Origin of the sequence: Sorangium sp. So ce176 (assembly GCF_051519835.1) — a bacterium.
Taxonomy (GTDB): Bacteria; Myxococcota_A; Polyangia; order Polyangiales; family Polyangiaceae; genus Sorangium; species Sorangium cellulosum_G.
The window spans coordinates 6,161,160-6,174,569 of record NZ_CP150371.1 but is presented as its reverse complement, the minus strand read 5'-3'; the positions used below and the strand labels follow the sequence as shown (position 1 = coordinate 6,174,569).

Annotated in this window: 9 protein-coding genes and 1 tRNA gene; 7 read left to right on the top strand and 3 right to left on the bottom strand. The window is 70.8% G+C overall.

What is annotated here, in order from left to right; all coding sequences use genetic code 11:
* Window positions 1-49: 49 nt before the first annotated feature.
* Window positions 50-1,645: a serine/threonine protein kinase gene (locus tag WMF42_RS23045; protein ID WP_437684709.1), complete on the top strand. Its 1,596-nt coding sequence runs from the start codon at window positions 50-52 to the stop codon at window positions 1,643-1,645.
* 100 nt (window positions 1,646-1,745) lie between these two features.
* On the opposite strand, the gene infC is transcribed toward WMF42_RS23045, so the two are convergent.
* The 3 genes from infC to WMF42_RS23030 all read right to left on the bottom strand — a co-directional run bounded on the left by infC (window position 1,746) and on the right by WMF42_RS23030 (window position 4,884).
* Complete coding sequence (gene infC / locus WMF42_RS23040) at window positions 1,746-2,474, bottom strand: translation initiation factor IF-3 (RefSeq protein ID WP_061610632.1); 729 nt, start codon at window positions 2,472-2,474, stop codon at window positions 1,746-1,748.
* A 238-nt stretch (window positions 2,475-2,712) separates the two neighbouring features.
* Window positions 2,713-4,779, bottom strand: coding sequence for a threonine--tRNA ligase (gene thrS / locus WMF42_RS23035; RefSeq protein ID WP_061610631.1), 2,067 nt, complete (start codon window positions 4,777-4,779; stop codon window positions 2,713-2,715).
* Window positions 4,780-4,812: 33 nt separating this feature from the next.
* Window positions 4,813-4,884 (bottom strand) — tRNA-Val (locus WMF42_RS23030).
* Window positions 4,885-5,339: 455 nt separating this feature from the next.
* Between WMF42_RS23030 and WMF42_RS23025 the strand changes: the two genes are divergently transcribed.
* From WMF42_RS23025 to WMF42_RS23000, 6 genes are all read left to right on the top strand, one after another.
* Window positions 5,340-6,482: a transketolase gene (locus WMF42_RS23025; protein ID WP_437684706.1), complete on the top strand. Its 1,143-nt coding sequence runs from the start codon at window positions 5,340-5,342 to the stop codon at window positions 6,480-6,482.
* A gap of 222 nt (window positions 6,483-6,704) precedes the next feature.
* Window positions 6,705-7,151, top strand: coding sequence for a preprotein translocase subunit YajC (gene yajC, locus WMF42_RS23020; protein ID WP_061610630.1), 447 nt, complete (start codon window positions 6,705-6,707; stop codon window positions 7,149-7,151).
* Between the two features lie 55 nt (window positions 7,152-7,206).
* Window positions 7,207-9,360: a protein translocase subunit SecD gene (secD, locus tag WMF42_RS23015; RefSeq protein WP_061610629.1), complete on the top strand. Its 2,154-nt coding sequence runs from the start codon at window positions 7,207-7,209 to the stop codon at window positions 9,358-9,360.
* A 107-nt stretch (window positions 9,361-9,467) separates the two neighbouring features.
* The gene (gene secF / locus WMF42_RS23010) at window positions 9,468-10,709 is read left to right on the top strand and encodes a protein translocase subunit SecF (protein ID WP_437684704.1); all 1,242 of its coding nucleotides are present in this window, start codon (window positions 9,468-9,470) and stop codon (window positions 10,707-10,709) included.
* Between the two features lie 91 nt (window positions 10,710-10,800).
* A complete protein-coding gene (gene recJ / locus WMF42_RS23005; RefSeq protein WP_437684702.1) occupies window positions 10,801-12,573 on the top strand; it encodes a single-stranded-DNA-specific exonuclease RecJ in 1,773 nt (590 codons plus the stop codon).
* Between the two features lie 40 nt (window positions 12,574-12,613).
* The gene (locus tag WMF42_RS23000; protein ID WP_437684700.1) at window positions 12,614-13,393 is read left to right on the top strand and encodes an ABC transporter ATP-binding protein; all 780 of its coding nucleotides are present in this window, start codon (window positions 12,614-12,616) and stop codon (window positions 13,391-13,393) included.
* Window positions 13,394-13,410: the final 17 nt, after the last annotated feature.

The window sequence follows — 13,410 nt, the reverse complement described above, 5'->3', positions numbered from 1 at the left end:
AGCCGGTTGTTTCCGCGCACAGCGTGGGACGTGATGTACTAGGCGGAGCATGACGGAAGCCCACCAGCAGCAGCGCTATCGGGTCGTCGAGCGGCTCGCTTCGGGCGGCATGGCCGAGGTGTTCCTCGCGGAGAGCGCGGGGATCGAGGGGTTCAAGAAGCAGGTCGCGATCAAGCGCGTGCTCCCGCACCTCAGCGAGAAGAAGCGCTTCATCGCGATGTTCCTCGACGAGGCGCGGCTGTCCGCGCACCTCTCGCACTCCAACGTCGCGCAGGTGTTCGACATCGGCGTCGGCGACAACGCGTACTTCATCGTGATGGAGTACGTGGACGGCGCCGACCTGAAGGCCGTCCTCGAGTCGATGCGCAAGGCGGGCCGCACGCTCCCGGTCGAGTCCGCGGTGTTCATCACCGCGAAGCTCTGCGAGGGGCTCACCTACGCCCACGAGCTCAAGGCGGCCGACGGGCACCCGCTCCAGATCGTGCACAGGGACATGTCGCCCCCGAACGTGCTCATCACGAAGTACGGCGAGGTGAAGATCGTCGACTTCGGCCTCGCCAAGGCCACGAGCCAGCTCGAGAAGAGCGAGGCGGGGATCATCAAGGGCAAGTTCAGCTACCTCTCGCCCGAGGCCGCGCAGGGCCTGGAGGTCGATCACCGCACCGACATCTTCGCGGTGGGCGCCATCCTCTGGGAGATGCTCGCCGGGAAGCGGCTCTTCCTCGGCGACACCGACTACCAGACCGTCAAGCTCGTGCAGCAGGCGCAGATCCCGCCGCTCTCCGAGATCAACAAGGCCGTTCCCCCCGAGCTCGACCGCATCATCGCCCGCTCGCTCGCCCGCGAGCCCGGCGATCGCTACGGCTCCGCGCGCGAGTTCGGCCGCGATCTCACGAACTTCCTCTACAGATTCGGCCGGGCGGTCAGCGCCTACGACATCGCCGAGCACGTCCGCAGCGCCATGGCGCTACGGAGGCGCGCCCCCGCGTCGGAGAAGGCGTCGTTCATCGACAGGCTCATCGAGGAGACCCTGCTCGAGTTCACGTCGATCCCGGACGACAAGGTGGCGCCGAGCACCGCGCGGCTGAACGAGCCGCTCAAGATCTCGGCCTTCGAGGACATCGGGAAGTGGGCCGACGAGATCAAGGTATCGGCGCCCGGAGAGGACCTCATGCGGCGGTCCCTGGCCGCAGTGTCGGTCGAGGCGGGCAACCTGGCCGCGCTCGAGGAGCCCGAGCTGCTCGCCCCGCCCCCGACGCTGCCGGCAGCTCCTCCGCCCCGGCCCGCGGAGCCGCCGCCGTTCGCGCCGCTCGCGCCGCCGCCGCTCGCGCCGCCGCCGCTCGCGCCGCCGCCGCTCGCGCCGCCGCCGCTCGCGCCGCGGATGCCGCCGCCGCTCGCCGAGCAGCCCTTCGAGAGGAGGCCCGAGACGACCCTGGCCTCCCCGCAGCACGCACCCGGGCTGCAGCGCGCTGCGCCGCCCTCGCCCGCGCTGGCGCCGCTCGCCGTGGCGCCCCCGCGCGACCTGGATCCGGGGCCGCTCCCTCCGGCCCGGGCAGGGGGCGGCGCCGTGACGGCTGTGCTGATCGTCGCTGCGCTGGCGGTCCTCGCCGCGGGCGCGTGGTTCGGCGGCCTGATCCCGCACTGACGCCGCGGCGGGCGCGCACTGACGCCGTGACGAGCGCGCACCGCCGCAGGCGCCGCGCTGCTGGCGCCGCAAGCGTCGTGGCGCGCTCTCGTCGGGCGCTTTACGCGTTCCCCTCGGCCTCGTCGTCGTCGTCGTCGTCGTCCTGCTCTTCGAGCTGCCTCTCGAGCTTCTCGATCTCCTCGTCCTCCGCGTCGTCCGTCGTCGGAGCGGCGCGTCCTTCCTGGAGCGCCTTCTGGCGGGCCTTCTCGGCGGCGGCGCGGGCCTGCGCGACCTTCTGCAGGATGGCGGGCTTGGGCGCCATCATCAGCGTCATCGTGCGCTGCTCCATCATCGGGCGCACCTCGACGTTCGCGATCTCCTCGCAGTGCTGGACGATCCAGTCGAGCTGCTCCTGCGCCTTCTCCGGGTGCGTGATCTCGCGGCCGCGGAAGCGCACGGTGAACTTCACCTTGTGACCGGCGCCGAGGAACCGGTGCGCAGCCCTGGTCTTGAACTCGAGATCGTGATCGTCCGTCTTGGGACGGAGCTTGATCTCCTTGATCTCCACCACACTCTGCTTGCGCTTCGCCTCGCGGGCCTTCTTCTTCTCGTCGTACTTGTACTTGCCGAAGTCGAGGATCTTGCAGACCGGAGGATCCGCCTTCGGGTTGACCTCGACGAGATCCAGCCCCTTCTCCTGTGCCCGGCGCAGCGCCTCGTGGGTCTGCATGATGCCGAGCATCTCGCCGTCATCGCCGATGACGCGGATCTCCGGGACGCGGATGCGCTGGTTGATGCGGATCTGCGGCCCCCTCTGGGCCTGCCGGGGGTCGAAGCGTCTCATCGCCATGTGATATTTCCCTGCCTCCTTGTGTTCTGTGATCTGAAAGCGACGGACCGCCGCTGCGCGACCGATACCGGTCGCGGCGGCCATCACCATGCCAATGTCGCCTGACTCAGCGCCGCAGGCAACGGCGGCAAGCACGACAGCCGCCGCAGCGTTCGGGCGTTCCGGAGCCCGGGGCAACCAGGCTCGACGGGAGTGGGGGAGGGGCCTGCCGGCGGGAGGATCCGGACGGAACGGCAGGTCACGAACTCGATGAGCTCACGGCGAGGCGAGGGGGCCTCGACTCCGCGGCAAGCCGGTCAGCGAACTCCTCGAGAGGCATCGCCCCGAGGTCCTTGTTCAGGTCGCGCGACCGGGGGGCGACCTTGCGGCCCTCGGCCTCCTTGTCGCCGACCACGACAACGTACGGGACACGCGTCAGCCGTGCCGCCCGGATCTTGGCGCCGAGCTTGTCGGAGCTGAGGTCGGCCCTCGCGCGGAGCCCGCGGCTCCGGAGATGGGCGACCACCTCCTCGGCGTAGGCGGCCTGCTTCTCGCTGACCGTCACGATGATCGCCTGCTCCGGGGCGAGCCAGGCCGGGAAGGCGCCCCCGATGTGCTCGAGGTACACCGAGAAGAACCGCTCGAGCGAGCCGAGGATCGCCCGGTGGAGCATCACGGGGCGGTGGGCGGCCCCGTCGGCGCCTGTGTACTCGAGCTCGAACCGGTCGGGCAGCGCGTAGTCCACCTGGATGGTGCCGAGCTGCCAGCTCCGGCGCAGCGCGTCCTCGACGTGGAACTCGAGCTTCGGGCCGTAGAACGCGCCCTCCTCGGGCGCGATCTCGAAGGGGAGGCTGGCCTGCTTCAGCGCGTCTGCGAGCGCCCCCTCGGCGGCGTCCCACTGCGCGTCGGTGCCGATGCGCTTCTTGGGCCGGGTCGCGAGCTTGATGTCGATCCTGGCGAACCGGAACGCCGCGTACACCTCGAGCAGGAGCCGCAGGAACCCCTGGATCTCGCCCTGCATCTGCTCCGGAGCGCAGAAGATGTGGGCGTCGTCCTGGCAGAAGCTCCGCACCCGGGCGAGCCCGTGGACGACGCCGCCGCGCTCGTACCGGTGGAGCCGCCCGAAATCGGCGAGCCGCCACGGCAGCTCGCGGTAGCTGCGCCGACGCTGCCCGAAGATGAGGCAGTGGCTCGGGCAGTTCATCGGCTTCTGCGCGAGCCGCTCGAGCTCGGCGAGCTGCTCCAGGACGGCCGCGTCGCGCTTCGTGTCGGCCTCCTTGTAGCTCGCCGCGTCTGCCTCCCCCGGGGAGACGCCGAGCCGGAGCGAGAGCCGCGCCGCGTCCAGGTGCTCCGCCGTGACCGGCAGGTACATGTTCTCGCGGTAGTTCGGCAGGTGGCCGCTCGTCTCGAACAGCCGCTTGTCGAAGATCTGCGGGGTGATGACCTCCTCGTAGCCGTAGTCGACGTAGAGGTCGCGCATGTACTGGACGAGCGCGTTGTAGACGTGCGCGCCGCGCGGCAGGAGGAACGGCATCGCCGGCGCGTACTCGTGGAACATGAAGAGCTCGAGCTCTTTGCCGAGCTTCCTGTGGTCGCGCTCCTTCGCCTCCGCGAGGAGCTTGAGGTGCTCGTCGAGCGCCGCCTGGCTGGGGAACGCCGTGCCGTAGATGCGCTGGAGCATCGGGTTGCGCTCGTCGCCGCGCCAGTACGCGCCCGCCACGCTGACCAGCTTGATGGCCTGGAGCACCGAGGCGTCCGGCACGTGCGGCCCCTCGCAGAGGTCGACCCACTCGCGCTCGCCGTCGCTGTGCCGGTAGAGCGAGACGTCCTCGCCAGGCGGGATCGCGTCGATGAGCTCGCGCTTGTACGTCTCGCCCATCTGCGCGAAGAGCTCGTGCGCCGCCTCGCGGTTCACCACGTCGCGCCGGAAGGGGCGGCCCGCGGCGATGATCTCGCGCATCTTCGCCTCGATCTTGGCGAGATCCTCGTCCGTGAAGGGGCCGCTCGGCTTGTCGAAGTCGTAATAGAAGCCCGCCTCGATGGCCGGCCCGATCGTGACCTTCGTGCCCGGAAACAGGCGCTGCACGGCGTCGGCCATGATGTGCGCCGTCGAGTGCCGGATGATGCGAAGGCCGTCCGGATCGGTCGTCCGGACCGGCTCGATCCGGGTCGCCTCGTCGCGGAGGATGGGAGTGTGGAGATCGAGGAGGCGCCCGTTGACGCGGGCGCCGATGACAGTGCGGTCCTTGGCGATGTCGTCGGCGAGAGCCTCGCGCACCGTGGTGCGGGCCGCCGAGGCGGCCTGGGCTGTCTGATCGAGGGCCATGAAACCTCGCAGGCTAAGTCTCCTGCAGATTTGTAGGCGCGGCCGGTTTCGAACCGGCGACCCCTACCGTGTCAAGGTAGTGCTCTACCACTGAGCTACGCGCCTATGTCCCGCCCGCTCGGCGTGAGGCCGACGAAACGGAGAGCGCCTCCTATCAAGGGCGTACGGCTCCGTCAAGCGATCAATTTCTCGCGACCGCTTTTTGGGCGAGCAGGCTCGCGCGGCGGCACCCCGCCGGCGCGGCCGGCACCGCGCCCTCGCCGGTGCTGGCTGACGTTCCTCGCCTTCGGCGCCGGAGCTCGAGCGGGCGATCGCCCTGTGCCGTGGGGGTGTGCTGCGCGAGATGCCAGCCGGCCGCCCTGTGCCGCGCGCGGCACAGGGGCGTGAAAGCTCGCCTCTCGGGTTTGCTGAGCCACGGCGAACCACCGAGTCGCGCCGATCAACGCTTACGTCCAGAGACGGGCATCGTGATCGCCGCGCCACTTCAGGCTGGTCGTCGCGCGCGATTCCGAGCGCTGTCGCGCTTGACCTCGGGTGCGGCTCGGGTGACGAACGGCTGGATGGCAGGACCTGACGGTCTGGGCTCGCCGCCGGATCCGGCGGCGGTGATCGCGGTGGTCGAGGTGGCCGCGGGGGTCGCGCTCTTCGCCGCCCACGCGGCGGTGCCCGGCGATCTGCCGATCGAGCGCGCCGCGAGCGCCACCGAGGCGATCCGCGGCGCCGTGGCGCGCACGCGCGCCGGGCAGCGGGCGAGCGTCGTGCTGGGCGCCCACGAGCTCGTCGGGGCCCTCGCCGCGCTCGGCGAGGCGGCGGCGGTGCGGACGCCGCTCACCGTGCACGTCATCGAGCGGCGCGGCGGGCCGGCCGTGGGGCGCCACGAGCTCGCGCCGGCGCTCGACGTCGGCGCGGGGGTGCTGGTCACGTGGAGCAGCCAGGAGGCCGCCGACATGGCGCTCGTGGCGCGGCGCGCCGCCGAGGACAGCGAGACGCCTTTCCTGCACCTGGTCGACGCGCTGCCGTCGGACGTGTCCGGCCTCGGCGGCGCGCGGGAGCTCGCCGCCCGGTTCCTGGGCGCAGAGCGGACCCCGCCGACCTTCATCGACGCGGCGCCCGGCGAGAGCGACGGCGACGGGGGCCCTCGCCCGCAGGGTCGCGGCGTCGTGCGCAAGCGGGCCGAGCGGAGCTTCTGCGCGCGCGTGCCGTTCGCGCTCACCAGCGCCATGCGGGAGCTCTGCGAGCTGACCGGCAGGTCGCTCGGCGTCATCGAGCGCGTCGACACCGCCGACGCGGAGGAGATCCTTGTCGCCGTCGGCTGCGCCTTCCCGGCGGCCCGCGAGGTCGTGCGCAGCCTGCGCGCGCAGGGCCGGCGCGTCGGCCTCGTGGGCGTGCGCGCGCTCCGCCCGTTCTTCGGCGCGGAGGTGGTGAAGACCCTCGGACGGGCCAGGGCCATCGTGGTGCTCGAGCCGCTCGACGTGCCGCTCGCCCCCTACGGGCCCGTCGCTGCCGGGGTGAAGGCCGCGTTCGCGGACGCGCTCACGTGGGCCCCGGGGTTACCCGGCGTCGGGCGCATCCCGCCGATCCTCTCCGCGACGTTCGCGACGATCGACGGCACGATCACCGAGCGCGACGTGCGCCTGTCGCTCGCGGAGATCGCGAGCGGCGAGCGGGCCCGCCGGCACATCGTGTTCGGCAGCGACGGCTGACGCCGCGCCGCGGCGCTCCCTCGGTGAGCCCGCGGTGCGGGGCGCGACAGCTCAGGAGCGGAAAAGCCCGCAACGCTGGATTCCTCGAGTGTCCGGGTGAGGCTGCCCGCCTAGCTCCTTGCGCGACCCTTGGATCCTGGGTATGGAGGCGGGCCCCGGGGGGTTGGGAGAGGCCCGCAATTTGCGGGCGAGCCCCGTCGGGTCCCGGAGAGACGCGTCACCTTGGCAAGCTCAAACTGGTTCCAGCCGAACGCCGCCCCCGGGCGCGCGGGCAACGCGCCCGCAGCGCCGGTCGAAGGTCAACCGTCGCCGCCGCCGTCCGGAGGGGAGGCGCCGCCCGGGCCGTTCGGCGGGGGGGCCTTCTCGTTCCTCATCCTGGCGCTGCCGCTGCTGCTCATCTTCGTGATGACGAGGAGCCAGAACAAGAAGCAGAAGCAGCTCGAATCGAACCTCAAGGTGGGCGACCGGGTCTATACCCAGTCCGGGATCCTCGGCAGGATCACCGACCTCAGCCCGAACTCACCGAGGGTCAAGCTGGAGATCGCCCCCGGCGTGAACGTGCAGATCCTGAAGAGCGCGATCCAGGGCCCGGACCCGGGCGAGGTCGCGGCGGCAGACGCCAAGGTCGCCGACAAGGCGAAGGAACCGGCGAAGGACAAGAAGTCGTAGGCCGGCGCTAGGCCCACCAGGAAGCTTTTTACCGCCCCCCGCGGCGCCACATTCCATGCTCCTAAACATCTTTCAGTTCGGGTTCGCCGGCGTCGCCGGTCTGTGCCTCCTCGGCGCGTGGCTCAGCCGTCCGCGGCGCGGCGTCTTCGCCTGGGCGGCGCTCGCCGCGGGCGCCGCCGCGATCGCGGCCCACTACCACGTGTTCTGGGCCCTCGCGACGTTCGGGCTGATGGTGCCGTGGGCGCTGCTCTGCGCCGGCCCGTGGATCGACTTCGCGTGGCGGGCCAAGACGGGCTTCGTGCTGTTCCTCGCGCTCGGCTCGGCGCTCTGCATCTACCCGACCTACCACGACGAGCGGCACGGCCGCCCCGACCAGTCGGGCCTGTCGTCCGAGGAGCTGTCGGAGCAGGAGACCAGGGCGCAGCGCGGGGAGCTCGGCTTCAGCCGCTTCCTCACCTCGAACATCCCGTTCCGCCTGGTGCGCGGGCTCGACCTGAAGGGCGGCCTCCGGCTCGTCTACACGGTCGACGTCGACGAGGCGATCAGCGACAAGCGCGACCGGTACTACGACGACCTGCGCGGGGCGCTCTCGAGGTCGTTCGGGTTCACCCAGGGCGACAAGCCGCCGACGATCGAGGAGATGCAGAAGCTCCAGACGAAGCTCCGCATCGAGAAGTCGCGCGAGCAGGCCGACACGATCGTCATCACCTTCAACGACCCGGCGGACTCCGAGAAGATCAACGACGAGTTCCTCTCGAAGTTCCTGGGCGAGCTGCAGCTCCAGCGCTCGGTGGACCGCAACGTCGCGCGGTTCCGGATCCGCGACGAGGTGTCGAGCGGCATCCGCGAGCGGGCGGTGACGCAGGCCAAGGAGACGGTGCTCCGCCGCGTCGACGGCCTCGGCCTCAAGGAGGCGAGTGTCTCGACGCGCGACGAGGACGTCATCATCGAGGTCCCCGGCGACGACGAGAACGCCTTCAACACGATCCGCGAGATCATCAGCCAGACGGCGCGGCTCGAGTTCAAGATGGTCGACGACGACCAGGACTTCTTCGAGCCGATCGCCAGGAGCGCCAAGGAGGAGGACCTCCCGAAGGGGCTGACGTTCTCGATCGAGAACGCTCCTGTCGGCCCCGGGAAGACCAAGCCGGTCCACTTCGCCCGCATGGTGCGCGCAGAGCACGAGGAGATGCGCGACACCCTGAAGCGACTGCGCGAGTGGGTCGGGACGCTCCAGGTCCCGCCGGACAACGAGGTCGGCTACGGCAAGCTGTACGAGTACAACGAGGAGAAGGACGCCATCGAGGAGATCGGCTGGCGGACGTACTTCCTCTTCAGCAAGGCCGAGATCACGGGCGACATGGTGCGCGACGCCCAGGCGCTGCCCGACCAGAGCGAGGGCGGCCTCGGGGGCTGGTACGTGTCGATGGAGTTCACGCCGCTCGGCGCGGACCGGTTCGAGGACATCACCGGCAGGAACATCAAGCGGCGGTTCGCGATCATCCTCGACGAGAAGGTCGAGAGCGCGCCGGTCATCCAGACGAAGATCGGCGGCGGCCGCGCGCAGATCACGATGGGCTCGCAGAACCCGGATCAGCAGCTCCAGGACGCGCGCAAGCTCGAGCTGGTGCTCCGGTCGGGCGCGCTGCCGGCCCCGATCTCCCCGTCGAACGAGCAGCGCATCGGCCCGTCGCTAGGCAAGGACGCCATCCAGCAGAGCATGAAGGGCGCGATCGCGAGCGGGCTGCTCGTGGTCGTGTTCATGGTGGTGATCTACAGCCGCGCCGGGCTCATCGCGGACGTCGCCGTCATCTTCAACCTCATCCTGCAGATCGCCGTGCTCGCGATGTTCGGCGCGTCGATGACGCTGCCGGGCATCGCCGGTCTGGTGCTCACCATGGGCATCGCGGTCGACGCCAACGTGCTGATCAACGAGCGCATCCGGGAGGAGCTCCGGGCCGGCAAGAGCCCGCGGGCGGCGGTCGACGTCGGCTACGACAAGGCGTTCAGCGCCATCCTCGACGGCCACGTGACGACGCTGATCTCGGGGCTCATCCTCGCGCAGTACGGCACGGGCCCCATCAAGGGCTTCGCGATCACGCTGATCGTCGGGATCGCGATCAGCCTGTTCACGGGGGTCGTGTGCACCCGCCTGATGTTCGACTGGGCGGTCCGCGGCCGGAAGATCAAGACACTCTCGCTCGGCTGAGGTAGACGCGGGCGCGGGGCTCCGCGTCCTGAGGGAGGCCGCGAGCGCGGATCTCCGGCTTTCTGAGGGAGACCGCGGGCGCGGCGCTCCGAGACTGGGACACGACGATGGAACTCATCAAACCTGGCCGTCAGTTCGACTTCATGAGCAAGCGCTGGCTCTTCATCGGGCTCAGCGGCGTGCTGCTCCTCCTGTCGATCATCTCGTTCATCGTGCCGGGGCCGAAGCTCGGGACCGATTTCAAGGGGGGCACCGAGGTCGAGGTGGCCTTCAACAGCGCTGTCTCGAGCGCCGAGGTCCGCGAGGCCGTCACCAAGTCGGGCTTCGACTCGCCTGACGTCGTGTCCGTCGCGGATCAGACCAACCCGAACCGCTACCTCATCCGGGTGCACGAGGTCTCCGCCCTGTCGGAGCAGCAGAAGGCCACGCTGCGCGATCGGATGTGCCTGCCGCCCGAGAACGTCCCCGTCCCCGAGGATCGCTGCCCGCCGGCGGTGCGCGCGACCGAGGTCAAGTTCAGCCCCGGCGGCGACAAGATCTCCGCCCGCTATGACGTCGCGCCCGACCTGGAGGGGATCAAGAAGCAGATCGAGGGCATCGAGGGGGTCGACATCAGGCCCGGCGCGAACAACCCGCTGATCGTCAGCGAGCGCGACCACAAGGTCGAGATCCACCTGAAGTCCAAGGGTGACCAGCTCATGGACGGCCTCCGGCAGCACCTCGGCGCGGACAAGGTGCCGGACCAGGCGCTCCGGGTCGAGTGGATCGGGCCGAAGGCCGGCGCGCAGCTCCGCGACGCGGCCATCAAGAGCGTCCTCATCACGATCTTCTTCATCATGGTGTACATCGCGTTCCGGTTCGACGTCCGGTTCGCGCCGGGCGGCATCCTCGCGCTGGTCCACGACGTGGGCATCGCGCTCGGCGCCATGGTGATCACGCAGCGCGAGATCACGCTCTCCACCGTCGCCGCGCTGCTCACGATCGTCGGCTACTCGATCACGGACACGGTCGTCGTCTACGACCGTATCCGCGAGAACCTGGCGAAGCACCGCGACATGAGCTTCGCGGCCGTCATCAACTTCTCGCTCTCCGAGATGCTCGGCCGCACGATCCTCGTGTCGTTGACGACGTTTCTGTCGCTCGTCATGTTTCTCTTCTACGGGACGGGCGTGATCCGGGACTTCGCCTTCACGCTCGTGGTCGGCATCGTCGTCGGCACGTACTCCTCCATCTACGTCGCCGCGCCGCTCACCGAGTGGATCGATCGCCGGTTCTTCGGCTCGAACGGCGCCAAGCGCAAGAAGGTGAGCCGCGTGCGCGCGCAGAAGCGCGCCGACGCGGTCGTCTGAGCGCCTCGCCTGGCGTCGTGGCCGCGCTCGCTCGCGATGCCCGACCCCAGGCCGTAGACGCCTCCGTGGCGTCGGTGTACCCGTTCCTGCGATGACGAGCACGGCCACCGAGGCCTGGAAAGAGCTCGCCGAGCGCGAGGCGCCGACGCCCGCCGCGCGAGGCGGCGCGGGCGCGCCCTGCGCCGAGCGCATCGCCGATCCGGGCGAGGCGTCGGCCGAGGCGCTCGCGATGGCCCGCGAGCTCGGCCTCTCGATCACGGTGGCGGACATCCTGCACCGGGCCGGCCGCGCTCCGGACGACGCGACCCGGCGCTTCCTCGACCCTCGGCTCTCGCACCTCACCTCTCCCGACGCGATGGCCGACCGCGAGGCGAGCGCCGAGCGGATCGCGCGCGCCGTGCGCGCCGGCGAGCGGATCGCTGTCTTCGGCGACTACGACTGCGACGGGATCACCGCGACGGCGATCATGACCGGCGCGCTGCGCGCCATGTCCGGCCAGGTGGTGCCGCTCCTCGCGACGCGCGCCGAGGGCAGCTACGGCCTCTCGGCGCCCGCGCTGGAGCGCGTGTTGCGGGCCTGCCCCACGCTGCTCATCACGTGCGACTGCGGCTCCAGCGACCACGAGCGGCTCGCCGCCGCGCGCGCCGCCGGCATCGACTGCGTCGTCATCGACCACCACCTCGTGCCGGCCGATCCGCTCCCCGCGATCGCGTTCCTGAACCCGCACCGCGCCGACTGCGGCTTCCCCTACAAGGGGCTCGCGTCGTGCGGGCTCGCGCTCTCGTTGCTCGCCGCCGTGCGCAAGAAGCTCGGTTCGTCGCTCGATCTCCGCCCGTACCTCGACCTCGTGGCCATCGGCACCGTCGCCGATGTCGCGCCGTTGACCGGCGACAACCGCGCGCTCGTGCGCGCCGGCCTCGGCGTGCTCCAGACCGGGCCCCGTCCCGGGCTCCGCGCGCTCGCGGCGCTCGCCAACCTCGACCTCGGGCGCGGCGCCTCCGCCGAGGACGTCGCCTTCCGCATCGCGCCGCGCCTCAACGCGCCGGGCCGGCTCGGCGACCCCGACATCTCGCTGGAGCTCCTGCTCACGCAGGACAGCGTGACCGCCTCGGCGCTCGCCGCGACGGTCGAGCAGGCGCAGATGAAGCGGCGGGCCATCCAGGACGAGATGCTCGCGGCAGCGCTCGCCGAGATCGAGCGCGCCGGCTTCGAGCGCGACCCGGCGATCGTCGTTGCGCGGCAGGGCTTTCACCCCGGCGTGGTCGGCATCGTCGCGGGCAGGCTCACGGCGCGCTTCGGCAAGCCGACGATCGTCATCGCCCTCGAGGGCGCGAAGGGGCGCGGCTCCGTGCGCGGACCGTCCGGCGCGCGGCTCCACGACGCGCTCGTCCGCTGCAGCGCCGAGCTCGTCGGCTTCGGCGGCCACCAGGCGGCGGCCGGCGTCGAGGTGCGCGCCGATCGCGTCGAGGCGCTCCGGGCCGCGTGGTGCGACGCCTTCCGCGCGCTGGACCTCCCGGCCGGCGCGGGGCTCGCGACCGCCCACGCCCGGCTCGACGACCGCGACGACCCGGCGGCCGTGGCGCGCGACCTGGAGCGGCTCGAGCCGTGCGGCGAGGGGAACCGCGCCGCCCACGTCCTCGTGGCGGGCGCGGCCGTGCGCTCGGCGAGGAACCTGAAGGGCCACCTCAAGCTGGAGCTCACCGTCGCCCGCCGCGAGATCGCGTGCTTCGGCTTCGAGCTGGGCGAGCTCGCGTCCCGGCTCGCCGGCGGGCGCGTCGACGTGGTGGGCCGCCTCCGGCGCGACGCGTGGCGCGGCGGGGACGCCGTCGAGATCAGGATCGAGCACATCGCGGCGGTCGACTGAGCGTTCGCGGCGGGCCCTGGCGGCGTGCTAGCGTTCGCGCGTGGCTGAGCCGCTGATCCGGTTCTCGCATGTGCGCAAGGCCTTCGGGCCGAAGGTCATCTACCGCGACCTGAACCTCGAGGTGTATCCGGGCGAGACGATCACCGTCATGGGGGGATCGGGCGTCGGCAAGAGCGTCATGCTCAAGCTGCTCATCCGCCTGCTCGACGCTGACGCTGGAAGTATCCAGTTCCACGGTGAGGAAATCACGACCGTGAGCGAGGCGCGCATCGCCGGGGTGCGTCAACGCATCGCGATGCTCTTCCAGGGTGGCGCCTTGTTCGACTCGACCTCGGTCGGTGAGAACGTCGCCTACGGCCTGCACGAGCACTTCCGCAAGGAGATGACCGAGGCGCAGATCGCCGAGCGGGTGCACTGGGCGCTGTCGCTCGTCGGCCTGCCCGGCATCGAGCAGATGCGCCCGGGAGACCTCTCCGGCGGCATGAAGAAGCGCGTCGGCCTCGCCCGCGCCATCGCTGTGCAGCCCGAGGTGATCCTCTACGACGAGCCGACGACCGGCCTCGATCCGATCAACACCGAGCGCATCAACCACCTCATCAAGGGGCTCAAGGGGGCGCTCAACGTCACCAGCATCGTGGTGACGCACGACATGAAGAGCGCGTTCTCGATCTCGGATCGAATGGCGATGATCTACCGCGGCGAGGTCATCGCGACGGGCACGCCGGAGGACTTCCGCGCGTCCACAGATCCTCGTGTCGCCGATTTCATTACCGGGACCGCCCCGGTGAACGAAGACGTCCAGACGCTTCTCGGCGCGTGACGATCCCTCCGAGATAG